This is a genomic window from Gilliamella sp. Choc4-2, from assembly GCF_001690355.1.
Taxonomy (GTDB): domain Bacteria; phylum Pseudomonadota; class Gammaproteobacteria; order Enterobacterales; family Orbaceae; genus Gilliamella; species Gilliamella apicola_A.
On sequence record NZ_LZHG01000018.1, the window covers coordinates 40,587 to 67,442 of the forward strand.

General features: G+C 34.1%; 27 protein-coding genes. 16 read left to right on the forward strand and 11 right to left on the reverse strand.

All coding sequences use genetic code 11. From position 1 onward, the window contains the following. Positions 1–9: 9 nt before the first annotated feature. The gene (gene fliD / locus A9G34_RS03025; RefSeq protein WP_081295253.1) at positions 10–1,446 is read right to left on the reverse strand and encodes a flagellar filament capping protein FliD; all 1,437 of its coding nucleotides are present in this window, start codon (positions 1,444–1,446) and stop codon (positions 10–12) included. Between the two features lie 343 nt (positions 1,447–1,789). On the opposite strand from fliD, the gene A9G34_RS03030 reads away from it, so the two are divergent. The 8 genes from A9G34_RS03030 to flgL all read left to right on the forward strand — a co-directional run bounded on the left by A9G34_RS03030 (position 1,790) and on the right by flgL (position 9,267). Next, complete coding sequence (locus A9G34_RS03030; protein WP_034947215.1) at positions 1,790–2,602, forward strand: flagellin N-terminal helical domain-containing protein; 813 nt, start codon at positions 1,790–1,792, stop codon at positions 2,600–2,602. 195 nt (positions 2,603–2,797) lie between these two features. Then, on the forward strand, positions 2,798–3,514 hold the full coding sequence (locus A9G34_RS03035) for an RNA polymerase sigma factor FliA (protein WP_034947212.1): 717 nt from the start codon (positions 2,798–2,800) through the stop codon (positions 3,512–3,514). 173 nt (positions 3,515–3,687) lie between these two features. Further along, positions 3,688–4,026 (forward strand): flagellar transcriptional regulator FlhD, encoded by a 339-nt coding sequence (flhD, locus tag A9G34_RS03040; protein WP_237745936.1) that lies wholly within the window; start codon positions 3,688–3,690, stop codon positions 4,024–4,026. A gap of 13 nt (positions 4,027–4,039) precedes the next feature. Beyond that, positions 4,040–4,645 carry a flagellar transcriptional regulator FlhC gene (gene flhC, locus A9G34_RS03045; RefSeq protein ID WP_051825338.1) on the forward strand — a complete coding sequence of 202 codons (606 nt, stop codon included), beginning with the start codon at positions 4,040–4,042 and terminating at the stop codon, positions 4,643–4,645. Between the two features lie 58 nt (positions 4,646–4,703). Then, the gene (gene motA, locus A9G34_RS03050) at positions 4,704–5,588 is read left to right on the forward strand and encodes a flagellar motor stator protein MotA (RefSeq protein WP_065568829.1); all 885 of its coding nucleotides are present in this window, start codon (positions 4,704–4,706) and stop codon (positions 5,586–5,588) included. A gap of 2 nt (positions 5,589–5,590) precedes the next feature. Further along, positions 5,591–6,487, forward strand: a complete 897-nt coding sequence (motB, locus tag A9G34_RS03055) for a flagellar motor protein MotB (RefSeq protein ID WP_065568830.1) — start codon at positions 5,591–5,593, stop codon at positions 6,485–6,487. 165 nt (positions 6,488–6,652) lie between these two features. Next, positions 6,653–8,296, forward strand: coding sequence for a flagellar hook-associated protein FlgK (flgK, locus tag A9G34_RS03060; RefSeq protein ID WP_065568831.1), 1,644 nt, complete (start codon positions 6,653–6,655; stop codon positions 8,294–8,296). 14 nt (positions 8,297–8,310) lie between these two features. Beyond that, positions 8,311–9,267, forward strand: coding sequence for a flagellar hook-associated protein FlgL (gene flgL, locus A9G34_RS03065; RefSeq protein WP_034947203.1), 957 nt, complete (start codon positions 8,311–8,313; stop codon positions 9,265–9,267). A gap of 160 nt (positions 9,268–9,427) precedes the next feature. On the opposite strand, the gene flgJ is transcribed toward flgL, so the two are convergent. From flgJ to flgB, 9 genes are read right to left on the reverse strand one after another with little or no spacing between them, the layout of a single operon-like run. Continuing rightward, positions 9,428–10,465, reverse strand: a complete 1,038-nt coding sequence (gene flgJ / locus A9G34_RS03070) for a flagellar assembly peptidoglycan hydrolase FlgJ (protein ID WP_065568832.1) — start codon at positions 10,463–10,465, stop codon at positions 9,428–9,430. Between the two features lie 42 nt (positions 10,466–10,507). Then, the gene (locus A9G34_RS03075) at positions 10,508–11,617 is read right to left on the reverse strand and encodes a flagellar basal body P-ring protein FlgI (protein ID WP_034947620.1); all 1,110 of its coding nucleotides are present in this window, start codon (positions 11,615–11,617) and stop codon (positions 10,508–10,510) included. Between the two features lie 11 nt (positions 11,618–11,628). Next, the gene (locus tag A9G34_RS03080) at positions 11,629–12,318 is read right to left on the reverse strand and encodes a flagellar basal body L-ring protein FlgH (protein ID WP_034947200.1); all 690 of its coding nucleotides are present in this window, start codon (positions 12,316–12,318) and stop codon (positions 11,629–11,631) included. 10 nt (positions 12,319–12,328) lie between these two features. Beyond that, positions 12,329–13,111 (reverse strand): flagellar basal-body rod protein FlgG, encoded by a 783-nt coding sequence (gene flgG, locus A9G34_RS03085; protein WP_065568833.1) that lies wholly within the window; start codon positions 13,109–13,111, stop codon positions 12,329–12,331. Between the two features lie 13 nt (positions 13,112–13,124). Beyond that, positions 13,125–13,880: a flagellar basal body rod protein FlgF gene (locus tag A9G34_RS03090; protein WP_065568834.1), complete on the reverse strand. Its 756-nt coding sequence runs from the start codon at positions 13,878–13,880 to the stop codon at positions 13,125–13,127. A 14-nt stretch (positions 13,881–13,894) separates the two neighbouring features. After that, the gene (gene flgE, locus A9G34_RS03095; RefSeq protein ID WP_065568835.1) at positions 13,895–15,106 is read right to left on the reverse strand and encodes a flagellar hook protein FlgE; all 1,212 of its coding nucleotides are present in this window, start codon (positions 15,104–15,106) and stop codon (positions 13,895–13,897) included. A 15-nt stretch (positions 15,107–15,121) separates the two neighbouring features. Next, on the reverse strand, positions 15,122–15,838 hold the full coding sequence (gene flgD / locus A9G34_RS03100; RefSeq protein ID WP_065568836.1) for a flagellar hook assembly protein FlgD: 717 nt from the start codon (positions 15,836–15,838) through the stop codon (positions 15,122–15,124). A 13-nt stretch (positions 15,839–15,851) separates the two neighbouring features. After that, positions 15,852–16,256 (reverse strand): flagellar basal body rod protein FlgC, encoded by a 405-nt coding sequence (gene flgC / locus A9G34_RS03105; protein WP_034947185.1) that lies wholly within the window; start codon positions 16,254–16,256, stop codon positions 15,852–15,854. A 5-nt stretch (positions 16,257–16,261) separates the two neighbouring features. Then, positions 16,262–16,672, reverse strand: coding sequence for a flagellar basal body rod protein FlgB (gene flgB, locus A9G34_RS03110; RefSeq protein WP_034947182.1), 411 nt, complete (start codon positions 16,670–16,672; stop codon positions 16,262–16,264). Positions 16,673–16,849: 177 nt separating this feature from the next. Here flgB and flgA point away from each other — a divergent pair, with 177 nt between their 5' ends. The 8 genes from flgA (at position 16,850) to A9G34_RS03150 (ending at position 25,178) form a co-directional block, all read left to right on the forward strand. Next, on the forward strand, positions 16,850–17,485 hold the full coding sequence (flgA, locus tag A9G34_RS03115; protein ID WP_034947179.1) for a flagellar basal body P-ring formation chaperone FlgA: 636 nt from the start codon (positions 16,850–16,852) through the stop codon (positions 17,483–17,485). A 79-nt stretch (positions 17,486–17,564) separates the two neighbouring features. Next, positions 17,565–17,861 carry a flagellar biosynthesis anti-sigma factor FlgM gene (gene flgM, locus A9G34_RS03120; RefSeq protein WP_065568838.1) on the forward strand — a complete coding sequence of 99 codons (297 nt, stop codon included), beginning with the start codon at positions 17,565–17,567 and terminating at the stop codon, positions 17,859–17,861. 21 nt (positions 17,862–17,882) lie between these two features. After that, positions 17,883–18,317, forward strand: a complete 435-nt coding sequence (locus A9G34_RS03125) for a flagella synthesis protein FlgN (protein WP_034947175.1) — start codon at positions 17,883–17,885, stop codon at positions 18,315–18,317. A gap of 140 nt (positions 18,318–18,457) precedes the next feature. Beyond that, complete coding sequence (flhB, locus tag A9G34_RS03130; protein WP_065568839.1) at positions 18,458–19,588, forward strand: flagellar biosynthesis protein FlhB; 1,131 nt, start codon at positions 18,458–18,460, stop codon at positions 19,586–19,588. 17 nt (positions 19,589–19,605) lie between these two features. After that, a complete protein-coding gene (flhA, locus tag A9G34_RS03135) occupies positions 19,606–21,693 on the forward strand; it encodes a flagellar biosynthesis protein FlhA (RefSeq protein ID WP_065568840.1) in 2,088 nt (695 codons plus the stop codon). A 675-nt stretch (positions 21,694–22,368) separates the two neighbouring features. Further along, on the forward strand, positions 22,369–22,665 hold the full coding sequence (locus tag A9G34_RS03140; protein ID WP_065568841.1) for a hypothetical protein: 297 nt from the start codon (positions 22,369–22,371) through the stop codon (positions 22,663–22,665). Between the two features lie 6 nt (positions 22,666–22,671). Then, entirely contained in the window at positions 22,672–24,066 is a 1,395-nt protein-coding gene (locus A9G34_RS03145; protein WP_065568842.1) for an AAA family ATPase, read from the forward strand. Further along, positions 24,066–25,178, forward strand: coding sequence for a 5-methylcytosine restriction system specificity protein McrC (locus A9G34_RS03150; protein ID WP_065568843.1), 1,113 nt, complete (start codon positions 24,066–24,068; stop codon positions 25,176–25,178). The genes A9G34_RS03145 and A9G34_RS03150 overlap by 1 nt, the downstream gene beginning before the upstream one ends. Positions 25,179–25,829: 651 nt before the next feature. Here the strand turns inward: A9G34_RS03150 and tuf are convergent. Further along, a partial coding sequence (gene tuf, locus A9G34_RS03155; RefSeq protein ID WP_065568844.1) for an elongation factor Tu occupies positions 25,830–26,856 on the reverse strand: 1,027 nt, incomplete at its 5' end.

Consider the following 26,856-nt stretch of genomic DNA (forward strand, 5'->3'; position numbering starts at 1 on the left):
TTTATTTCCTTATTTCTTCGAGTTTGCCATCATGTCAAATTGGGTTGTTAAATAATTACTCATGCTATCTAACTCATTAATTAAAATATCCAATTTGGTAAATTGAACGCGATAACGCTCAATAGTTTGTTCGATGGAATTGCTTACCTGTTCGTGACGTTTATCTAATGATTTTAAAGTGGAATTTAACCCATTAGTTGCTGAATCAATCATGCCATCATTATCAATAAATCCGCTTACTTTTTCAAAAAGTTCATTGGCAAGTCCAGTTGCGTTATCATCACCTGTAAATAGTATTGCCACCGCATCACTATTTTCATTAAGTGCTTTTTTTAGTTCATTTTCGTTAATCTTTAAGGTGCCATCTTTATCCATGTTAATGCCGATTTGTGCTAGAACAGAAAGTTCACCAGGCTGCCCTTTAGCAAATATTGTGCGGATACTTTGATCAATATTACGTAAGGTTGAATCTCCAATAAGTGGTCCATTATCGTTATTTAATTCGTCTGAATTTGTATCATTCATGGTGAATTTTGTTAACGTTGATATCGTTGTTTGTAATTGATTAAATGCCTCTACCCATTCTTTAATAGCTTCTTCAGGTTTTTCATTATCAGCGGTTATAGCAAGGTTTTGGCTAGTTGTTGTGGTTTCTTTTAACGTAATATCAACGCCACTAATGACATCTTTGACAGTATTAGAGCCACTAGTTATAGCAATGCCATTAAACGAAAATTTAGCATCTTGCGCTTTTGTCACTTCTGTCATGTGGGTATTGTTAGGCTGATTAATATCAAATCCAATAATATTATTTAAGGTTTCATCGTCTGATGAAATAGACGTAATACTTTGTTGTTCACCTGTTTCTTTCGATGTAATGACTAATTGATAGCCATCTGCTCCTGAACGAACAATGGTTGAATTCATTGTTGACGGACTTGTTGTGCCATCTTCATTAGTCATTTGGGCATTGTTAATCGCATTGGCTATTGCTTCTAATGATGTCTCATCTTGAGATAAAGTGACATTAAGTGTTTGACCATTTGCTTGTTCAATAGTGATAGTTCGAGTTTGATTATCATTACCTAATTTAGCGTTTTTATCATTGAGTGGCGAAGTTGCTATGCCATGAGACGTTGCTAACTGATCAATGTTAATAGCATAATTACCTAACACTGCTTTGCTGTTTACTTTCACTGAAAAATAATTGTCATTACCACCTGTCGCGGTTCTACTTTGAAAAAGCTCTTTTTTCTGAAGTTTTTGTGTTGCACTATTAAATGTTGTTAGCGCACTTTTTAATTTACCAAAACCACTAATTTTTGCATTAATGGATTTTTGTTGCGTTGTAATTGGCGTTAGACGTGTTTTTTCAGCTGCTTCTAATTGGTCTAAAATACCATTAAGATCAATTCCAGAGCCAATTCCTAATGCGCTCATTGCCATGATTTATTCTTCCTATAACAATTATTTAATTAATGCACCTTATATCGACCAGTTTTTCCAAAAATTTAGCCATCATCTCAAGATTTATTTAATACATAGAAATATTTTTATTTTTTGAATGAAAAAGCATCATTAAGTAGATTGTTTAAAAACGACATTAACAAAATGATTTATTTATAAATATTGGTTGTTTTTATGACTAAAATAGCGCTTTTAAAAAAGATAATTATTAAAAATATTAAAGTTTCTTATTTTGTTACCGATAAATTATTTATCAGCAAAAATATTGAACATATTTTTCAATATGTCGTTGATTTAAAAAATTAAATTAAAGGAGATAAAAATGGCACAAGTAATTAATACTAATACTATGTCTTTAATGGCAAGAAATAACCTTAACAATTCACAAAGCGTTCTTAGTACTTCTATTGAACGTCTTTCATCTGGTATGCGTATTAATAGCGCAAAAGACGATGCAGCAGGTCAAGCAATCGCTAACCGATTTTCATCAAATATTAAAGGGTTAACTCAAGCTGCTCGTAATGCAAATGATGGTATTTCACTTGCGCAAACTACTGAGGGTGCGCTAAATGAAATCAATAATAACGTACAACGTATCCGTGAATTAACCGTACAAGCGGCAAATGGAACCAACTCTGAAAGTGATTTAGTATCAATTCAAAATGAAATCGATCAACGTTTAGATGAGATCGATCGCGTTTCTAAACAAACTGATTTTAATGGTTCAAAAGTATTGTCTGAAGATAAAACACTTAAAATCCAAGTAGGTGCAAACGATGGTGAAACCATTGAAATCAATTTGAAAAAAATTGATAGTACTGAACTTGGTTTAAATGCATTTAACGTATCTGATACACCAACAGCCGATCCATTAAAAACTATTGATGCTGCGTTATCAAAAATCGATGCATTACGTGGGCAGCTTGGTGCGGTACAAAACCGTTTCGAGTCAACTGTAACTAATATAAATAATACTGTAAATAACTTAAGTTCTGCGCGTAGCCGTATTGAAGATGCTGATTACGCAACAGAAGTATCAAACATGACTCGAGGTCAAATTTTACAGCAAGCAGGTACTTCTGTATTAGCACAAGCGAATCAAGTGCCACAATCTGTTCTTTCTTTGTTACAGTAATTTTTATTGTTGTAAGAATTTATCTATCTGATTCTTTGATCACTTCAATTATGTAATTTAGCCATAACGGCATTTTTAATGCTGTTATGGCTAATAATTGTAATTACCCAATTTTTATCCCTTTATTCCTGTCATTAAATTATCATCTTATCGTCATAATATTATTAAGCATTTTTTTAAAATGGGTTAAAAAAAATGGGTGATAGTTTATATAACTCGCAAGGTGTAGTGAATCAAACCGATTGGCAACAATATGTCCATTTAGTTCGTAATGAAGCATTAAAACTTGCCGTTCGTTTACCCACAACAGTAGAGTTGGATGATTTACTGCAAGTCGGTTATATCGGCTTATTAGATACCATCAAGCGTTATGATGCTTCGCAAGGCAATACTTTTGCAACTTTTGCTATACCAAGAATAAAAGGCGCCATGTTAGATGAACTTCGGAGTCGAGATTGGTTATCAAGGCAAACTCGAAAACAAATTAAAGATATTACCTGTGCTATTAATGAATTAGAGCAAAGGTTAGGTACCACACCAAGCGATTATCAAATCGCTGAATATTTACAATTGTCGATTTATGAATATCGCAAGGCTTTGTTGGATTCAAATTGTAGCCAGATTTGCTCTTATGATGAGATGCAGAAAAAATTGGGGGATAGTATTGATGCTATTATTGATCATGGCGAGGATCAAGATCCTTTTTTGTCTGTTATCAATGAAGAAATTTGCGATCAAATAACCCAACAAATTGAAAACTTGCCTGAAAAAGAAAAAATGATTTTAGCGCTTTATTATCAAGAGGAACTCAATTTAAAAGAGATTGGAAAAGTAATGGATATTAGTGAGTCTAGGGTAAGCCAATTACATAGCCAAGCGATAAAAAGAATACAAAGTAAAGTGAAGCCATAGAAAAATAAAATTAAACAGCGTAAAATAAAGTGTAATTAAACGAAAATAAATTGAAATGATTTTTTTATTGACCTTTTTCGTTTAAAAATGTAACTTTATATATAAAAAAACAGTTAATGTTGTATTTTTGCTGTTTTTGTTTTTTTAATGCGAACTAAAGATAACTAAGATTGGTGATTAAATTGGGTAACATACTAGAGAACGATATTCTTAAATGTATACATCATTTGAATCTTTCAACATTGCTGTTAAGCCAACGGATGCTTGAGAAAGATAAAGTTATGGGGATGTATCGATTAGGTATTGATGAAGAAACTGCTGACATACTTAGTAATTTAACTGCGTCGCAAATGTTAGTTTTATCTGAAACAAATCAATTAAATTTTCAATTACGATTTGAAAATTCAGAAATGATTAAAAAACTAACTGAAGACTCTCGTGTTAGCGATATTAAACAGATGCATACAGGGATTCTTTTATCTAGTTTACTATTAGACTCAATCAATAAGTAGGTAGGTAAATAGAATGAGATGTACAAGTATTGTTCAAAAATATAAAGAGGTACAATTAGCCATTCGTTTAATTTCACTGGGTGCAAGAATCCAAATGCTTGAAAGTGAAACAAATTTAAGCCGTGGAAAATTGATTAAATTGTATAAAGAAATTCAAGGTTGCCCACCACCTAAAGGTTTATTACCTTTTTCAACCACGTGGTTTATGACATGGGAACCAAATATTCATTCTAGTATTTTTTATAATGCTTATCATTTTTTAGTGAAGCATGGCACAAAACCAGGTATCCACACGATTTTAAAAGCTTACCAGCTTTATTTAGAACAATGCCCATTTGCTCACAATGAAGAGCCCGTGTTAGGGCTAACTCGGGCTTGGATTTTAGTCAAATTTGTTGAAAGTAAAGTAATGCAACAATCTTGCTGTAAAGAATGCAAGGGGCGTTTTATTACTCATGCTTATCATCCACACAATAGTTTTGTATGTAGCTTATGTCAACCACCATCTAGAGCAGAAAAAAATCATAAGACACATAAAGATAATCACGCTAAATGTTTGCAGGTACTATCCATTCCTAATAGTTTTAATACAGCGTTTGCAAAGCAGGTAGCAAGTTAAATAAATTTTAGGAATAAAAACCTATTTATTGTTATTTTATGGAGAAATAAGAAAGCCAATGCTAATTATTATAGGATATATTGTTGTTGTCGCCTCTGCTTTACTTGGCTATGTGCTAAGTGGTGGTTATTTAGCGGTCCTTTTTCAGCCGTTAGAATTTCTTATTATTGGGGGATCGGCTATCGGAGCCTTTATTGTCAGTAATGAAAAAAAAGTAATAAAAACTACACTTAACGCCTTAAAACAATTATTTAAACCTTCGAGTTTTAATAAAACGCTTTATTTAACATTAATTAATCTAATGTACACTATTTTGACTAAGATTCGCCAAAATGGTTCATTATCCATTGAAACTGATATAGATAACCCTCAGGAAAGTGAACTATTTAAACAGTATCCACTTATTTTAGCCAATTCTCGAATCTTAGATTTTATAACAGATTATTTTCGGTTGATAATTAGTGGCAATATGGATGTGTATGAAATTGAAGCACTAATGAGTGAAGAAATTGAAACTTTTGTGCATGAATTAGAAAAACCAGTTAGTGCCATTTCGAGTATTGGTGATGGGTTGCCTGCATTTGGTATTGTTGCCGCTGTTATGGGCGTAATTAATACCCTTGCTCAAGCGGATAGACCAGCAAGTGAGCTAGGTGAGTTAATAGCACACGCTATGGTTGGAACGTTTTTGGGTATTTTACTTGCTTATGGTTTTATTTCTCCTTTGGCGGCTTTATTAAAGCAACGAAATGCTGACTCAGTCAAAATACTTGAGTGCGCCAAAGTTATATTGATTGCAAGCATGCATGATTATGCTCCACAAATTTGTATTGAATTTGGACGGAAAATGATATTTTCTGATGAGCGTCCATCTTTCTTTGAATTAGAAAAATATATTCAAGAAGTTAAAGATAAGAATACCAACCAAAATCAAAATAATTAACAATGAAAAATAGCTCAATAAGAATTATAACTCGAAAAAAGTCGGGACATGGTGAAGGGCATCATGGTGGCTCTTGGAAAATCGCTTATGCTGACTTTATGACAGCCATGATGGCGTTGTTTTTAGTAATGTGGTTAATAGCCAACTCAACCCCACAACAGTTACAAGGTATAGCTGAATACTTTAGAACGCCATTAATTCTGGGGCAAAATGGTGGTAACAATATTAGTGACAGTGAAAGCCCTATTCCTGGTGGTGGTAAGGATGTTACTCAACAACTTGGTGAAGAAAGAAATGATATTGCTCACCTAGAGGAGCAATATGAATTGGAAAAAAAACATCTTGAACAGATAGAGTTAATTGAAACAGCCCGTAAAATCTTCGAGATATTTGAAATAGATCCACGCCTAAAAAAGCTAGCACCTAATTTAATTATTGAATTAACTGAAATGGGACTACGTATTCAAATTTTAGCCTCAGATGATAAACCAATGTTTGATATCGGTAGCGCAGCTATTGATCCCAATATGCGAGAAATTTTGCGTGCATTGGCACCTATTATCAATTCATTACCCAATAAAATCACTTTGTCTGGTCATACTGATGAGCGTCAATATATAACAGGGGACCGTGGTTATAGTAATTGGGAATTATCAGCTGATAGAGCCAATTCATCAAGAAGAGAGCTGATTGCTGGTGGATTAGATTCAGGTAAAATTATTCGCATTATCGCACTTGCTGATACTGTTGGCTTAAACAATCCAAATTATAGTAATGACGCCAATCGCCGTATTAGTATCTTAATTTTAAATAAAGCAGCGCAACAATATATTGAAGAAGAAAATAGTATGACAGGCATTGATTTTTTAAGGCAATCAAAGCCAATTGAAGCAAAATAATCACAATAGATGTCTATTATGAAAAATAATAAATGAGTTTATTTGTTGCAGGTATTAAAAATTTTTCAAAAATTACTAAAGTTTTGAGAAATTAAGCCGATATAGAAAATAATCTATTTAGCTTTATTGATATTATTAATAAAAATTATATTTAGGAGTTTTTTTATGTCAAATTCATTGATGAATACGGGTATTAGTGGATTAAATGCGGCGCAAAATATGCTTAATGTAATTAGTAATAATATCAGTAATGCCCATACAGCAGGTTACAATCGTCAACAACAAGTTTTAACCCAAGCTAATGGAACGCATCATAATTTTGGCTTTGTTGGCAATGGCGTATCAGTCTCGGCAGTTAACCGTGCTTTTAATCAATTTGTAGTAGGACAGTTGCGTCAATCGGAATCACAAAGTGGTTCAATAAAAGCTTATTATAATGAATTATCTAAAGTTGATAATCTATTAGCCGAAAACGAAACTAGCCTTTCATCTCAAATGAATAATCTTTTTACAAGTTTAAAGAAATTAACTTCAAATGCAGGTGATGCATCAACAAAGCAAAGTGTTATCAGTGATTTGACCTCTTTAGTTGCGCAGTTTAACAAAACTGAAAATAGTCTGAAAAATCAAATTGCTAATATAAATACAGAGCTAACCAATAATGTTGATCAAATAAATACTTATTTAGAGCAAATTGCTGAGTTAAATCAAAAAATATCAAAATTACAAGCTGTAAGTGGTGGCAATGAACCCAATGCATTGCTTGATCAACGTGATCAACTAGTTAATCAGTTAAGTGAAATAATAGGCATCACCGTTACCGAACAAAATGGACAATATAATCTGTCGTTATCTAACGGTTTAAGTTTAGTGCAAGGCTCGTCAGTGAATTTATTATCAGTTCAACCTTCGCAAGAGGATCCTTCACTCAATACTATTATTTATACGCATAATTCTGGTGCAACTCAAGAACTGACAAGTCAAAATATTGCATCAGGCCGATTAAATGGAATATTAACTTTTCGTGATGGACCACTTTCTCAAACGCGCAATCAATTAGGCTTAATTGCACTCAATTTAGCTGAGCGTTTTAATGAAGTACATATGTCTGGGGTCGATATTAATGGTAATGCTGGTGAAAAATTATTTGATTATCGCCAACCGAGTAGTATCACCAACTCTAAAAATCAAGGGAATGCTGTAGCTAAAATTCATTTTGATTCAGTTAACAATGTAAAAGCGTCTGATTATAGAATCGAATTTAATGGAAGCGATTGGGTTGTAACAAGGCTATCTGATAATCAAACTATTACTCCCCAAATTGAGAATGGTAAACTGGTTTTTGATGGTTTATCGATCGAAATAACCGGTAATCCGGTTAAAGGTGATTCTTTTCTAATTAAACCTGTTGCTGATATTGCTTCGTCATTAGAGTTGTTAGTCAAAGATGTAGATAAATTGGCAACCGGTATTGATGATGAAGAAAATGGTGCTGGTGATAACCGCAATGTGACTAAATTGTTAGATATACAGAATGAAAAATTAATTAATGGAACTGCCACACTAAGTAGTGCTTATAACAAGTTGGTTAATTATATTGGTAGTGAAACACAAACTTCTAAAGTTTCAGCACAATCAAGCCACAATATAACGCAACAGATTTATGAACAAAATCAATCAATATCTGGTGTAAATCTTGAGGAAGAATATATCTCTATGCAGGTTTATATGCAATATTATCAAGCTAATGCAAAAGTTATTGATGCCGCAACAACGCTATTTGATACCATTTTAAGTTTAGCTAAGTGATAAAAGGATAAAAAATGCGTGTAAGTACCAATTCAATGTATCAAAAAAATTTAAATAGCATTTTAAATACCAATAATAAGTGGCAAAAATCAGGTTTACATTTAGCAACGGGTAAAAAGATTTTATCCCCTTCTGATGATCCGATGGGGGCTGCACAGTCATTAATCTTAAAGCAGGCACAATCTAGAAATGGTCAATTTCAAGCTGCTCGTGAAAGTGCTGATAAGTCACTTAGCCGCCAAGATACCATATTGAAAGAAGTTAATACGGTAATACAAAACATTCAAGAAATGTTAGTTTATGCTGGTAATGAAACATTAAATGACGAGAACAGGCGTGATCTTGCTAATAAATTACAAGGCTTAAAAGATCAACTTGTTGCTTTAGCGAACTCTAAAGACACTAATGGTAACTATTTGTTTGCTGGTAATAAAAATGACACTCCTCCTTTTGTTGTTGATGAATCAGGTCAGGTCAATTATGTTGGAGGCACAACCACTATTAATGTTTTTATCGATGATTCACGTGAAGTATCACTTAGTTTCACCGGTGTTGAAGCCTTTATGTCAGGGTCTACTGTGAAGCTGCCAGACGGTTCGCCTGCAGAAAGCAATATATTTGCTAGTATCGATTATGCTATTGAGGCTTTAACGCTCGAACTGGGTGACAATAATGAAGATACCATTAAACAATTTAGAGAAGGCTTATCTAAAGCAAGCTGTGGCGTTGATAACTCTTTTGATAATATTTCAACCCTCAGAGCAAAAGGGGGATCGGTATTAGAAGAAGTGGACCGATTAACAACACTCGGTAAAACTTTAGATATCGAATTTGAAACACAAATTAGCCAAATTGAAGACGTTGATTGGTACGAAGCCATTTCAGATTATGTAATGCTACAAGCGAATTTACAAGCAGCCCAATATACATTTATGACAATGCAAAATATGTCATTGTTTCAAATGAAATAAGTTGGAACAAATCAATTTACCTACAATAATTAATAACAATAATATATATCTACAATGTTAAGGAGGCACAGCCTCCTTTTTTATCGTTCAAAATAGCGTTAATTATTCGGCTCATTATCAGTACTTAGTTTTGTAATATTTTAGTTCAATAATGTGCCGCTTATTTATTGAATGCTAATTGTTTAAATCCTGATATAGTTGTGATGGGTTTAGTTTTGGCAATTTGTTCGATGCGATTAATGATCTGGATAAGTTTATCGCTATAATTCGGATCCGTTGCGTATTGGGCTTCTTGTAATGCTTTGGCGGCGGTTCTAGCATCGGGTGCGGTTGCCACTGCACGGTAACGTGGGTTTTTTGTCAGTAGGTTGACATAGTCGATTAGTGCCTGTTTTTTATTTTCGTAAATTTTAAAATTATCTTTAATTTTTGTCATGGTATTATTGACAAATTCATGGGTAGTTAAACGGGTCGAATTGCCATTCCATGATGATGTCGCTTTGATACCAAAATAGTTATAGCTGGATTGATTATCCGCTGTTTTTATCTGCTTTTGTCCCCAACCTGTTTCTAAAGCCGCTTGTGCAATAATCACTTCATAAGGAATACCAGAGCTTTTGGAGGCTTGTTTGGCTGGTTCTAGCCATTCTTGAACAAATTGTATGACGTAATCTTCGGCAATATAGTTAAGCGATTCTTTCTCATGTATGTTATTTGTAGAGGATTGAGTTTTGGTATTTAGACTGTGGTATATCATTTGTCCCAGAGCTTGAGGCGATAAGTTAGTCGATGAGGTATCACTAAATAATGATTTTGCTAAATGTAGGTTTGTCTGATTGTTACTAGAATTAGCTTGTAAATTATTATGAGTATTTACATTAACAGACGGCGATGTTTTAGATATTAACTGTTTGGTAATGATCTCAGCTAATCCTAGACCTTTGCCCGCAGCTTGTTGTGAAATTTGCTGATCAAACATTGCTGTAAAAAGCTGTGTTGTTGATGGGCTAAATAAACCACCTTCCGGTACAGCTTTTCGCATGTTTTGCATCATCATATTAATAAATATGGATTCAAATTGTTTTGCTACTTGTTTAATACTTTCAGTAGAACCAGTTATAGCATTGCGTTTTAACTGGTTTAGTCCCGATAAGTCGTAAGCAAATCGATTGAATTGTTGGGTAATTTTATTATTCATTACATACTTTCTTTTTGATGTTTTTAGCCTCTTTAAACAGTTTTAAATCGTTTCAAGTGCTGCGTGTAGGCAGCCGGCTTTTTTTAATGCTTCAAGTATCGACATTAATTCAGTCGGATTTGCTCCTAATACATTCAGCGATTTAATGACTTGGCTTAAATTAGTGCCTGGAGCTACATTATGTAAAGCACCGCTGTCTTGCTCTATTGTAATTTGTGTTTCTGGTACGACTGCAGTTTCGCCGCCGGCTAATGGTGTATTTGGTTGATTTACTTTAAGATTATTGTTGATGACTACCGATAAGTTGCCGTGTGCAACCGCACAATTATCCAGTTGTACTTTCTGATTCATTACCACTACTCCTGTTCGGGTATTAATCACAACTTTAGCTGAAATAGGTGTAGTGCCAATTTCAAGATTTTGTATGCGTGAGAGTAATTTTACGCGTTCTTGGTTTTCTTTAGGCATTTTGACAGAAACGGTTATACCATCCATGGCCACAGCCGTATTTTTTTGTAATTTATTAATGGCTTCAGATATTTTTAAAGCACGTGTAAAATCAAACTGATTAAGGTGTAAATGGATAATGTCTTGCTCATCTAATCGGGTTGATAGTTCTCGTTCTATAATTGCCCCACCAGGGATTGTAGCTCCTGAGGTTTGATTCACCGTAATACTACTTCCACCACCGCTTGCGCCCATTCCACCAATAAATAGATTACCTTGTGCAATGGCGTATATTTGGTTATCCGCTCCTTTTAGGGGCGTCATAATTAATGTGCCGCCACGTAAACTTTTGGCATTACCAAGCGAAGAGACAATTACATCGATTTGTTGACCTACGCGTGCATAAGGCGGTAGTTTGGCTGTGACCATAACTGCGGCAACATTTTTTAATTGCATATTACTACCAGTTGGAACGGTAATCCCCAATTGAGATAACATATTGGTAATGCTTTGTATGGTAAAAGGTGTTTGTGAGGTTTGGTCACCGGTTCCGTCAAGTCCGACAACAATTCCATAACCCACTAAGGCGTTATCTCGAACCCCTTGTATGGTGACCAAATCACGGATACGCTCGGCATAACTGTAAGGTACAATTGTCAGTATCATGATGGTTATGCAAATAATTGGGTAGAATTTTTTAAGCATAATGATATTCATTAAAAAGGTGAAAGATTTAAAAATAGGCGTTGTAACCAACCCATAGTTTGCACTTCGTCAATGTAACCATTACCCACATATTCAATACGCGCATCGGCAACTTGTGTTGAAATAACGGTATTATTACCACTGATTGTTCTTGGGTTAACCACACCAGAAAAGCGAATAAATTCTGTTCCTTGATTAATCGCGATCTGTTTTTCACCTACGACCTGTAAATTACCGTTTACCATGACATTTTTAACGGTGACGGTTATAGTGCCGCTAAAGGTGTTTTTAGCATTGGCTGCGCCCGATCCTTTAAAGTCACTGTTGCCCGACATTTCGGTGTCGGCTTTGTTGCGTCCTACTAAACCATCTAAAAAGGTAGGAATGGTTTTGGCAGTTAAATTAACTGCACCATTTCTTCCTGCATTTATCGAAGAGCTTTTGCTGGCGCTGACATTTTCTTGTAGGATGATTGTTAATACGTCACCAATATTGCGCGGGCGGCGATCTTCAAACATAGGTTGATAACCAAAACTGCTTGGTTGTGCCGCCTGGTAGATAGAGCCTGTAGTATTCACAATTTCGGGTATTTGTGGCACGATACTGGTTTCGCCTTTAATTAAAGATTTTTTAGGCAATTGTGCACAACTAATTAAAAATAATATGCTAACAAGGCAAAAGTATCTCATGATTTTTATCATATTATTTGATTTATAATTGATTTAACCGCTGTAACATCTGGTCAGATGCTGAGATAGCTTTGCTATTTATTTCATATGCTCGTTGCACTTGGATCATATTAACTAGTTCTTCGGCAACATTCACATTTGAGGTTTCTGTATACCCCTGATATAACAGCCCAGCACCATTTAACCCTGGGGTATTTTCAGTTGGTGCACCTGAGCTTTCAGTTTCTAAATACAGATTTTCTCCAATACTTTCAAGGCCTGTGTCATTAATGAATGTATGTAAAGTAAGTTGACCAACTTGAATTTGTGTTGATTGGTTAGCCAATGTTACATTAACCACACCATCCCGTGCCACCGTCATTTTAGTTGCATTTGAAGGTATGCTAATGGTTGGTTGTATTTCATAACCAGCAGCTGTCACCAATTGACCATTTTGGTTAACTTGAAATGCACCACTACGGGTATAAGCTTGAGTGCCGTCTGGCAATAATACTTGGAAAAAACCTTGTCCGTTAATGGCAATATCACTACTATTATCAGTTAATTCTAAATTTCCTTGGCTATGAATTCGCTCTGTTGCAACAGGGCGAACACCTGTTCCAATTTGTAACCCCGAGGGTAATGTAGTTTGCTCTGAAGATTGAGCGCCTGGTTGCCGAACGGTTTGGTAGAGTAGATCTTCAAATACCGCTCGTTGTCGTTTAAAACCACTGGTGCTGACATTAGCTAAATTATTCGAGATAATATCCATATTTATTTGTTGTGCCGTTAATCCTGTTTTGGCAATCCATAGTGATTTAATCATTGATTACTCCTAATTAAGTTAGAGATAAAATTTGATTGGCTTTTTGTGCATTTTCATCAGCGGTGGTAATCTCTTTTATTTGCATTTCAAACTGACGAGAATGACTAATCAAATCAATCATCGAGGTGACTGGATTGACATTACTGCCCTCTAACACTCCTGACATCAGTTTGGCGTTAGGGTTGTCTTGTAAAACTGCACCACGTGCATTGCGCGTTTCCTCTGTGAGTTGAAAAAAGCCATTATCTCCACGAATAATTTCATTATGTTCTAAATGTACTTTTTTTATTTTACCCGCTTGGGCAATAGTGGTTGGTTTATCACCTGCACCTAACGCGGAAAGTGTACCATCAGAGCTAATGCTGACTTGAGAACGCTGTGGTACGGTTAATACACCGTTATCGCCAATGAGTGGATAGCCTTGAATATTAAGTGTACCATTTTCGTCGATTTGTATTGCACCATTTCGTGTATAAGCTTCGCTTCCATCAGCTAATTGTATAGCTAGCCAGTCATTTTCAGACAGTGCGACATCTAGGTTTCGTCCAGTATAATTAAAAGCCCCCATAGTTGAGTCAAAACTTGGTGTGGTTGCTGTTACCATGGTTCGTGTTTGCATACTATTTCCTACTATAGGCACCGCTTTCATTGCGGTTAGCTGTGCTCGAAACCCAGTAGTGGTTACATTCGCTAAATTATGTGTGGTGATTGACTGCTGGGACAGTGTTTGACTTGCCCCTGACATAGCAGTGTAAATAACCCTATCCATAAATAACCCTCACATTAACGCAAATTAACTAATGTATTGAGTATTTGATCCTGCGTTTTTATCGTTTGTGAATTAGATTGATAATTACGTTGTGCAACAATCATATTTACTAACTCTTGACTCATATCAACATTTGAAGATTCAAGTGCTCCACTTGTTAACGAGCCAAATGTCCCAGAATTTGCTACTCCTAACATTTCATCACCAGAATTAACTGTCGAACGCCAATTATTATTTCCTGCTGATTCTAAACCGTTAACATTAGAAAAATCAGCCATGGCGATTTGACCTAATAACATCGTTTGTTGGTTAGAATATAGCCCATAAATAGAACCATCATCATTAATGCTATAACCCACTAAATTACCTGGTGCATAACCATTAATGATTGGCGTTTTAATACTACCGACTTCTTTGCCCATATTTTGCTGAGTGCTATTGGCTAATGATAAGGTAAAGGTATTATCAGTAGATCCATTTAACCCATTAATATTAATTGTCATTTCAGGGTCACTAATTAATTTACCCGAAGAATCAAATTCCATTTGTCCTAATTTTTGTAAACTTCCATCAGGATCACTGCTATCAAGATAATGCACATCCCATTGATTATCAGCAGTTTTAACATAAAATATCTGAACATTACGTTGATTACCAAGCGAGTCATAAGTGGTAATTGTTGTAGAATAATTAAATGTATCGGCATCAAGGGGATTAACGGGTTGTTTTGCGGGAACTTCACTATTGGAATTTAAGTTTGTTTGCAAAGAAGCCTTTGTTGTCGCTGATGCATTTAACATTTGTTGAGAAATTTTTAATGGACCCGGTGCTGCGCCTTGTTGCACTTGAGGCGGGGTACCTGTTGCCAGATAACCTGTCAATTGAAGCCCATCCGCTGAAACAATATTTCGCTCAGCATCTAATTGAAATTGTCCATTGCGGGTATAGTAAATTTGACCATTACTATCAACTAAACGAAAAAATCCATTACCAGAGATAGCAACATCTAAACTGTTATTTGTTGTTGTTGCTGTGCCATCGTTAAAATTTTGGATCACACTAGCTACTTTTACGCCCATTCCGACTTTCGAACCTGCATAAATATCAGCAAATGAGACGCTTGCACTTTTAAAGCCAACTGTTGCAGAATTAGCAATATTATTGCCAATCACATCTAATTGTTTTGATGCAGCATTCATACCACTTACTGCTTGAGAAAATCCCATAAAACTTTATCTCCTTTAAAGAATTTGACGAACTTCGTCAATACTAATTGAACCCAGTATTCCTAAATCAAGTAATACTTTATTATTAACTTTACTATTGATAACACCATATACCATCGAATATGCTAATGATGTTGATGATACTTTTTTTCCGTCGTAACTAGCATTGACTGAAAAGGTATAGCTGCCATCAGGTGCTATAGTTCCATCAGTTAACATGCCATCCCAAGTAAATGAGCTTACTCCAGCAGGAATTGCCCCCAAATCAACTTCACGTACTATGTTGCCATTTTCGTCTTGAATAGTGATGATAACGCTGTCGGCATCGTGCGTTAATTCAAATCCAAATGGTGTGGTTACTGTTTCTTTTTCCTTTTCGGTTTCTTCTAGTTCGGATGTAGCAACTAAAATTTTATTGCCCGGCACCATGACACCACGACCAATCATATTACTAGCATTAACAGATAAGCTATCATCAATTTGCCCAGAAACCATTCCTAACGTTGTATTAAGCCTTTCTATTCCGGCTAATGTGTTGATTTGTGCTAGTTGTGATGTTAACTGGCTGTTATCCATTGGGTTAGTTGGATCTTGGTTTTTCATTTGGGCAATAAGGAGTGTTAGAAAATTATCTTGTAATTCCTTGCTTGAGTTACCGTCAGATGAGTTTTTTGTTGTTTGTGGACTTTTTATTCCTGATGATTCTGAAACAGCAAAATTAGTAACACCCATGAATTACTCCTTTTTATTGTCCTAGTGTTAGTGTTTTTAACATTAAATTTTTGGCAGTATTAATCACTTCGACATTTGCCTGATAACTGCGTGATGCTGAGATCGTATTGACCATTTCAGCAACTACATCAACATTGGGTTTTTGAATGTAGCCTTTTGCATCTGCTAATGGATGATTAGGTTCATACACTAAATTCATTGGCGTGGGATCTTCAATGACTTGTGAAACTTTGACCCCAGCAATTGGGTTGTTTTTACCATTATCATCCACTTGAAAGATAACTTGTTTAGCGCGATAGGCTTCGCCGGAGGTACTAGTAATGCTATCTGCATTAGCCATATTACTAGCGCTGATATTCATGCGTTGGGTTTGTGCCATTAATGCTGAACCTGAAATGGCAAAAATAGAAAAACTCATTACGATTACCCCTTCTGTAATACTGAGATTATATTTTTAAATTGCTCACTTAAAAAAGTTAAATTACTTTGATAGTGAATGCTATTATCAATAAATTCCGTACGTTCTTGGTCCATTTCTACTGTATTACCATCTGCGGCAGACTGATATGGTATACGGTATAGAATTTCTTGATTAGTAGCGTTTTGCATGGGTATTTGCAGATGATTATTAAATGTTGTGTTAAGCACGACATTATTTATCTTACTTTGATTTTTAATTGCTTTGGTTAGCTCTGCATTAAAATCAATATCACGAGCTTGATAATTAGGGGTGTCGCTATTAGCAATGTTTGCAGCCAATATGGTCTGTCGCTTTTCCCGTATATTTAATGCGTGTTGGTGAAAATTAACCCATTTATCTAATTTATCAAACATAAAATCATCTCACTTTTTTGATAGCAAGGATTTTAAGTGAAGCAAAAAAATATCATCGTATAAATAACGATAAAAATTGTCCTTATTTCAAAATTCAATAAATTTGTTCATCAAGTAATATATGTTTATAAAAAATTTTAAAAATTAGTAGATATGATAATAATCGTTAGATTAATTTTGTTAATTATACTGTTATTTAGCGCAAATATTGCTGTAGCTGATTCACTTGAAGACGAGGTTAATAAATTAATTTCAAAGCATATAAATTATCAATTTGATAATATTGTAATAACCTATACTTCTCCTAAACCCGAATTAACTTGTATTGAGCCTAAATTAGCATTAATAAATAAGAAAAAAAAGTGGGGTTTGATGACCATTAGTGCTAAATGTGGAAAGAAAACCCAATATTTTCATATAAATGTTGCTGTTGAAGGTGGTTATGTTGTGGCTAATCAGGCTATTGGTGCCGGTAAGGTAATTACACCAGAACATCTGAAAATACAAATTGGTCGTCTTGATACACTCCCGTTTGCGGTGATTTTAGATAAAGAGCAAGTTATTAATCATATTGCGTTAAGAAACATCGATCTTGATGAGCCTATCCGAACCTCAATGTTACAAAAAAATTGGCAGGTTAAAGCTGGGCAGAATGTTAATGTGATAATTAATGGTCAAGGGTATCAGATAATGGCTAGTGGTAAAATCTTGAATAATGCGGCATTAGAAGATAACGTTAGTGTTAAATTGCATTCTGGTAAGATTGTTGAAGGTAAGTTGACTTGTCAAGGTGTGATAATTTTTGATAAATAATATTAATGATTTTTTCATTATTGCCGATAATTAAGCTAAACAAACCATTTAAATCTTAACTTTGATTAAAGGTAATTTTATGAGCATAGATGCAACAAAATCTGTTATAAACATATCAGGATTATTGAGCCGTGATGTCATCAATGAGCAGCAAAAAAAACAGACTGTATCTGTACAGGCAAAAAATAATATAAACGTGAGTAATAATGTAAGTTTAACACAAAATACTACAACACTTTTACATTCGACTGGTAAAGATATTGATGTAGAAAAAATTGAGAGTATTAAACAAGCCATTACCAATGGCACATTAGTAATTGATACCCAGAAAATTGCCGACGAACTTATTAAACAAATGTTACAAAATATCGAATAATAGAGTTGAAGGGAAATAAAAATGTTAGAATTAGATAACATCTTAAATAAAATAACAAGAATGTTACAAACACTCTCAGAAATTCTGCAAACAGAGCAACAAATATTGATTGAAAATAGTTTAACAAATCAATTAAATGAAATTATTAATAAAAAAAGTCAGTTGCTTATACAATTAAAGTTACTGGATGAAAAACGTATAACGTTAAGTAAACAGTTCAATATTCACCCCCCTTATAGTGAAGAATCAACAATTGCAGCCCATTGGCAATCTATTACTGAAACAACAAAATTATTAGCAAGCATTAACCGAGATAATGGTTTGATTATCCAAAATCGAATGGATAGAACACAGCAATCAATTAATTATCTTAAAAAGATTAATAACCCTGTTATTTATACCAATAATGGCTATCAACAAACGGAAATAATTTCATCAAAACGTGCTAAAGTGTAATTCATTTGAATTTTATTGAGTTAAACGAGATAAATACCTAGTAAATTATCGCCTTTTTAAGGCAATAACGCTTTGTTAATGCGTTCATACTGTTGGCATTGAAAATTCTAATTAGATAAGACGAGTTTATTTAATTTATCATGGCTGATGATAGTGACGTAGATAAAAGTGAACAACCCACCGATAGCAAAATAAAGAAAGCTAAGGAAAAAGGGCAAATTCCTCGATCACGAGAATTAACTTCATTGTTAATTTTGTTGGTTGGTATTACTTTATTTTGGTTAATGGGATCGCATTTAGCAAGTCAGCTAATCACAGTTATACAAACGGCGATGAAAGTTTCTTATAGAATAGATGATGATAAATTGCTCATCTTTAATTTGGTTAATCTATTATCTGCAGGATTTTGGGCTATTTTACCAATTTTTTTGGGTTTAGTAATTATAGCGATAATCGCACCCATTTGTATTGGTGGTTTACTGTTTAGTCTGCAATCAATTAAACCTAATTTTAAGAAGCTAAATCCAATTTCTGGGTTTGGGCGATTATTTAGTACCAGAATTTTTGCTGAGTTATTAAAAAGCATGTTTAAAGTAATTTTAGTCAGTTTTGCAGTTCTTTTGTTTTTACTGCATTACTTTCCTAGTATGCTTTCGTTACCTAATATGTATTTAAATAATGCGTTAGCTAATTCAATTCAGTTTGTGATTTTGTGTGTAATATTAAGTATTATCGCTTTGATACCAATGGTTGGTTTTGATATTTTTTATCAGATCTGGAGCAATTTAAAAAAATTAAAGATGTCAAAACAGGAAGTGAAAGATGAATTTAAGGAGCAAGAAGGTAATCCACAAATTAAAGGGCGTATTCGGCAAATGCAACAAGCTATTGCTAGACGTCGAATGATGAAGGACGTACCTAAAGCCAATGTTATTGTTACCAATCCAACTCATTATGCGGTTGCATTGCAATATGACGAAAAAACCATGATAGCACCTAAGATGCTTGCCAAAGGAACGGATAACATTGCACTACGTATTAAAGAGCTCGCCAGTGAACATAATATCCCTCAATTAGAAGCACCACCATTGGCACGGGCTTTATATCGCTATGGTGAAATCGGTGAAACAATTCCACCTGAATTATATACCGCTGTGGCTCAAATTTTAGCTTGGGTATATCAGTTAAAACATTGGTATAAATATGGAGGTGATAAGCCACTTACTCCGAGAAATTTACCGGTACCTGAGTCATTATCTGAATATAAATAAAGGCAATTACTAATCTTATGGTTAAATCAAAACTACTTACATTATTGTCACTCAATACGTTAAAAAACGGTCATTATCAAATCTTAGCTGGACCAATGCTAATTTTATTGATTCTTTCGATGATGGTGTTGCCACTACCTGCATTCATTTTAGATCTATTTTTTACATTCAATATTGCTTTATCTATCATTATTTTGATTGTAGCATTGTTTACCAAACGGGTGCTTGATTTTGCTGCATTTCCTACAGTTTTATTGTTTGCAACATTATTGCGGTTGTCGTTAAATGTGGCTTCTACGCGTGTTGTGTTATTAAAAGGGCATACAGGTAGCAACGCTGCAGGTCGTGTTATTGAAGCCTTTGGTCATTTTTTAGTCGGAGGTAATTTTGCCATTGGGATTGTGGTTTTTATTATTTTGGTGATTATAAACTTTATGGTTATCACCAAAGGCGCTGGTCGGATTGCTGAGGTTGGTGCACGATTTGCATTGGATGGTATGCCTGGTAAACAAATGGCGATTGATGCTGATCTTAATGCCGGATTAATCGGTGAAGACGAAGCTAAAGCACGCAGAGCCGAGGTTACTCAAGAGGCCGATTTTTATGGGTCAATGGATGGTGCCAGTAAATTTGTGCGTGGTGATGCCATTGCTGGCTTACTGATTATGGCTATTACTATTGTTGGTGGTTTATTAGTGGGGGTTATGCAACATGGTATGGATCTATCTGATGCGAGCAAAACTTATGTGCTTTTAACGATTGGCGATGGTTTAGTTGCTCAAATTCCTTCTTTGATTATTTCAACTGCTGCAGGTGTTATTGTTACTCGAGTTTCTTCACACGATAACATTAGTGAACAAATGCTTAAACAGCTGTTTAATAATCCCCAAGTGTTAATTTTAACTGCAGTTGTCATTGGTTTACTTGGGTTAATTCCGGGTATGCCAAATGTTGTTTTTTTATTGTTTACTGCATTGTTATCACTTATTGCGTGGTGGCTAACAAAACAGCAAAAAACGCAGCAAAAAATCTCTACCAAAACCACAGATGTACAAGCAACTACACCAGCTAATATTGAAGCAACTTGGTCAGATGTGAATATTGAAGATATTTTAGCCATGGAAGTTGGATATGGTTTAATTCCAATGGTAGATCAAACTCAAAATGGTGAGTTATTGGGAAGAATTCGGAGTTTACGTAAAAAGTTTGCTCAATCACTGGGTTTTTTACCTCCGCAGGTACATATTCGCGATAACCTTTCATTAGCTCCTTATCAATATAAAATTTTTATTAAAGGTGGCGAAATTGGTAAAGGTGAAATTATTAATAATAAGTGGTTAGCCATTAATCCTGGTAATGTGGCAGAAATCATTGATGGTTTACCTACAACCGAGCCAGCGTTTGGCTTGCCTGCTGTATGGATAGATGAAAGTAATAAAGAAAACGCCCAGATATTAGGTTACACTGTTGTTGATACCAGTACTATGATTGCAACGCACTTTAACCATTTATTACAGCAATTTGCTAGCGATTTATTAGGTCGATTAGAGACCCAAGAACTTCTTGAACGCATCAAACAAGAAGTACCAAAACTTGTAGAAGATTTTATACCTGGTGTGGTGACATTAACTACTTTTCATAAAATACTGCAAAATTTGATTGCTGAAAAAGTATCGATTCGAGATATGCGAACCATTATTGAAACGATATGTGAACATGCACCAACGCAAAATGATGCTTATCAATTGCTTAGTATGGTTAGAATTGCATTAGGGCGAGTCATCACTCAGCAATGGTTTCCAGGAAGTGATCCAATCAATGTGATTGGTTTAAATGTTAATTTAGAACGTTTGTTATTACAAACGCTACAAAATACCAGTAATTTCGAGCCTGGTTTAGCTGAGCATATTGTTCAACAAATTCAGGAAGCGATTCATCAACAAGATGCTATTGGAGCACCACCGGTATTATTAGTGAATCATGCATTAAGACCTATGCTATCGCAATTTTTAAGACCAAACTTTCCTCAATTAATTGTGTTATCGAATTTAGAAATTGTCGACAATCGAGAGATAAAAATGACGGTTCAAATAGGGGAAGGGTAGTGGTATTATTTTGATTTTCTAAGATCAACTGGTATGATTATTTAACTTTACGTTTGCGTTGGCTTTTTTATATATTTAAATAAGTATATTGATATTTTATATTGGTATTCACGCTTACACGTTATACCAATATGATGTTAATTGGTAAAATAGTTATTCTGTGAGGTCCGTAAAATGTTGTTTGATATGCTTAGCACTTTCTGTCTTGTCAATCATCGCAATAGCATAATCAGCATAACTAATTTGGCTTACGCACAATGCAGTAACGTCATGAGCTCGTGAAATAACTTTTCTTACTAAAAGCTGCTCTGTTTTACCACTTGCACCAATGACTGCAATTTTCAGACTTTACTCCTTTCAAGCGTTTAATGGTTGACAATGTATTATGATGAATAATTTTATAGTCTAATTTAACCAATTTCTTTTGCCAAGTAACAAGATTAATTACATAAAAATTCAATCCGATATGCATACACATCACTTTTAAGTCATTAATGGCTTTAGTAAAAATCATCTACTTTTTTTATTATTTAACTATTTGATTATGCAAAGTAAAAACATAAATAACTTTATAAAAATAGTTGGTGAATAATTATCAATATTCTATTTTTGGTTAATAATAAATTAGTTTAAAATACACATAAAAATAAATAATATAACCAGAAAGGAAAGCAATTGGACGGGATAAAAACATATTGGTTTTTAGGTGCAAAATTTAAAGGTAGTAAAGACCAAACAGAGAATTTTATTAGTTCAGGTATCTGGCAAAATGGCTATGATAATAAACTTTTGGATATCGTAAAATCTATTTCTGTTGGCGATAAAGTTGCCATCAAATCAACCTATAACCAAAAAAATAATTTACCCTTTGATAGTAAAGGTTTTCCTGTTTCGGTAATGGATATAAAGGCTATTGGCACCGTAACTAAAAATCATGGTGATGGAAAATTGTTAGAAGTCGATTGGCAATAAACTAATTTGAATAAGAAATGGTACTTTTATACCAATATAGCTGCTATCTGGAGTGTTAAAGATGATTTTTGGCTATCAAAACAATTAATTAATTTTGCATTTTATGATCAGCCACAAGATATTGATGCTTTTCGCAATGCTCCATATTGGAAATCTCGTTATGGAAATAATAATTTAAGTAACAATAGTAATACTAATACCAGCGATATTAACAAACCGATTAATGAGTCTTGGGTAGATATTGTATTAAAACACATTAAACAATTATGTTATCAGAAAAATAGTAATATATTTACTCGCTCAGAATTTCTTACTCAGTATAAAGAGGATCTTCAGCAATTATTTCCTCAAAATAATACTATTGAATCGACAATTGATAATAGATTTCAAGAGTTAAGAAATAATAATATTTTATTATTTTTAGGTGGTGGAAAATATGAATTACTAGATATTGAAACGCTAAATGAAGAAGAAAATTATGATAACCAAGATATGACTAAACCTGTAATCATAAAACAATCTTATACCCAAAATGATCTAATCAATGAGGGTTGTTTTGTTGATAAACAACAGTTGCAAGCCATATTAAATAGCTTAAAGTTGAAAAAAAATATTATTTTACAAGGTCCACCAGGGACAGGTAAAACATGGTTAGCCAAACGTTTAGCTAATATTATTGTTGGTTATAAAGATTCAAAGAATATCAAAGCTATTCAGTTTCATCCTAATATGTCTTACGAGGATTTTATCCGCGGCTATCGCCCAACCAGTGATGGAAAATTATCGCTGATTGATGGGCCTTTTTTAGAGATAATTAATCAAGCAAAGAGTGATGCTCAATCAAATTATGTGATTGTGATTGAAGAAATTAATCGCGGTAATCCAGCACAAATTTTTGGTGAAATGTTAACGCTACTTGAGGCTGATAAACGAAATCCAAATGAGGCATTAGAATTAACATACCAACACCAAAATGAAAAAGGCGTATTTATTCCTGATAATCTCTATGTTATCGGTACTATGAATATTGCCGATCGTTCGTTAGCGATGCTCGATTTTGCTTTACGTCGTCGTTTTGCCTTTTACCATTTAAGTCCTCATTTTGGCGAAAATTGGCTCAACTATATGCAAGAAAAACACGCCTTTTCACCGCAACAATTACAAGAAATAAAGCACCGTATAGAGGCATTAAATCAATATATTAGTAATGATAATTCACTCGGCAAGGCATTTACCATTGGGCATAGCTATTTTACCTGTTCTAACCAAAAAATGACTGCGCAAGATTGGTTTAAGCATATTGTTTGTTCAGAAATCGAGCCTCTATTAGAAGAGTATTGGTTTGGCGAGCCTGAAAAATTTAGCGATGCGATGAATATATTATTAGGTAATGCACAATAATGACCACGATAAATAATCATCCGTTATTAACCAATACGACCGTTGCCAAAATACCAATTAGAAACATATGGCTACTTTTGCTCTATGCTTCTGATTATTATAAAACTGTAGGGCAAAAGCAGAGGATAGAACTAGAAAATAACCCAGAGGAATTAATAACGCTTGCTGCCAAACTATATTGTCAGGCAGCAAATAAATGGTTAATACATCACCTTGCCGCAAATTATCAGCTCACAACAAAAGTACTTAATCGTGTCAGAGGAAAAATAGAGGTTTTAACTACTCAGCGTAAGCAATTATTGGCAAAGGGTAAAATTCAATGTCAATATGATGATTTAACGATTGATACCCCTAAAAATCGCTATATTCATGCTGCGGCTCATCTATTAGTAAAACAATTGAAAGATGCGAGCTTAATTGAACAATGTAGAAAAATCATTCATCAATTTACTGCGTTGAAGATTGGTAAAACAACGCATTATTGCTATGAAAAGGAGCGTTTTAACCATGCAAATCTTAAAGATAATACTTTAATTTCATTAGCAAAACTCATTTTTAGCTTGTCAATTCCTACTCAATTTCAAGGATTACATACTATTGAACAATTAAAAAAAAACGATCATTGGTTACGGGAATTATTTGAAAAAGCGATAGTTGGTTTTTATCGTGTAAATTTAGATCCCCAGCAATGGACTATTTATGCGGGTAAAAAATTAAATTGGCAATATAGCAATGCGACCGATAATATCATCACCTATTTGCCAACTATGAAAACCGATTTAATCCTTGAAAATCGCGAGCATACACAACGTTTAATTATTGATACTAAATGTACTTCAATTCTAAAAGAAACACGATTTAGACCTAACTCGTTTAGTAGTCATCACCTTTATCAATTATATGCTTATTTAAGAAGTCAGGAAAAAGATAGCGATCCTTTATCGGTTTGCGCCTCTGGCATGTTGCTATACCCAACTGTCGGTGTGACGGTGAATGAAAATATGACTATCCAAGGACATAAATTATCCTTTTGTACTATTGATTTAACGCAAAATAATAACATTATTAGAAATAGCTTATTGGCGTTATTAAATAGTTTTGACTCGTGCTAATTCAGATTTCATCACTATTTTTACCTGATTGTTATTTTAATTACTGTTCAATACTCATTTATTAACCCAACATAAACAGTCTGAAAACGTTATTTTTATAAAATAGATTAGTATGATTTTATTGATTTTTGTTAGCTAAATTATTATGAGTATATCCTTAAACAACTTAGCTATTAAAGGTATTGTAAGACTAATAAATCTAACTTTTATCGAGTGATTAATCATGATGTTAGCTAGTTTTCATATTGTTGTTATAATACACTTATTACGCTTTTCATCCTATTGCCAGTAAACTTTATATTCACGGTAATGCCAATGAAAAACTACCTCGATTAAAGCTTAAATAGGCAATCGGAAATATATTATTGATTTTCTGGCTTAAATCGTTTGGTAATAGGGCTAATAATGAAGATAGTAATTTTTATGAATTCAATATAAGTTAGTAGCTAATTGGACTTTTCTATAAGTGTTATTTTAGTTTTACATATCATTACTTTTAAATATGATTTAATTGTTATCTTTTTATCTGGTTACTAATTAGTAGTTAATTTAATAGGAAATGAGATTATTGTTGCTAAGTAATGAAAAAGGCGCAAAATATGCGCCTTTTCTTGTTGTCTTTGCATTAGTAATGCTAAATAATATTTTAAATTATTTAATAACCTTAGCTACAACACCAGCACCAACAGTACGGCCACCTTCACGAATAGCAAAACGTAAACCTTCTGCCATCGCAATTGGGTGAATTAATGATACTGTCATTTTAATATTATCACCTGGCATTACCATTTCTACGCCTTCTGGTAATTCAATAGTACCAGTTACGTCAGTTGTACGGAAATAAAACTGTGGACGGTAACCTTTGAAGAATGGAGTATGACGACCACCTTCATCTTTACTTAAAATATATACTTCTGATTCAAAATCAGTATGCGGTGTAATTGAACCTGGTTTTGCTAATACTTGACCACGTTCGATCTCTTCACGTTTTGTTCCACGTAATAAAATACCTACGTTTTCACCTGCACGACCTTCGTCTAGTAATTTACGGAACATTTCAACACCAGTACAAGTCGTTTTTGTCGTTGGTTTGATACCAACAATTTCAACTTCTTCGTTGACTTTGATTACACCACTTTCTACACGACCTGTTACCACTGTACCACGACCTGAAATTGAGAATACGTCTTCAATTGGTAATAAGAATGGTTTGTCAACATCACGTTTTGGTTCTGGAATGTAACTATCTAATGCTTCTGCTAATTCAACAATTTTGTCTTCCCATGCAGCATCGCCTTCTAACGCTTTTAGCGCTGAACCACGAATCACTGGTGTATCATCACCTGGGAAATCATATTGAGATAGAAGCTCACGTACTTCCATTTCAACTAATTCTAATAGTTCTTCATCGTCAACCATATCACATTTGTTTAAGAATACGATAATGTAAGGAACACCTACTTGACGACCTAAAAGAATATGTTCACGAGTTTGTGGCATAGGACCATCAGTTGCTGCTACTACTAAAATAGCACCATCCATTTGAGCTGCACCTGTGATCATGTTTTTAACATAGTCAGCATGGCCTGGGCAGTCTACGTGTGCGTAGTGACGAGTTGGTGTGTCGTATTCAACGTGTGAAGTATTGATGGTGATACCACGTGCTTTTTCTTCTGGT